General features: G+C 66.1%; 1 protein-coding gene. It reads left to right on the top strand.

All coding sequences use genetic code 11. The features are described 5' to 3' along the window. On the top strand, positions 1-254 hold a 254-nt coding region (locus tag AC0IW9_RS31310), incomplete at both ends, for an ATP-binding cassette domain-containing protein (RefSeq protein WP_471652190.1).

Raw genomic sequence — 254 nt, 5'->3', positions numbered from 1 at the left:
CAGTTATAGCTACCCCGGCGCCACCCGCGCGGCCTTGTCCGGCATCGACCTGCAACTGCAAGCGGGCCAATGCCTGGGCCTGCTGGGCAGCAACGGCGCCGGCAAAACCACCCTGCTCTCGCTGCTCAGCAACGTGCTTGCCACGCAGCAAGGGGAAATCGTTTGGGGTGGCCCGCGCAGCCTGGCGCTGGTGCCGCAGCAGTTGGCGCTTTATGCGGGCCTGAAGGTCGGCGAAAACCTCCATCTGTTTGCCG

The sequence above is a fragment of the Belnapia sp. AC561 genome (assembly GCF_979252845.1).
The sequence above is the reverse complement of the archived record's forward strand: the minus strand, read 5'-3'. Positions and strand labels throughout refer to the sequence as shown.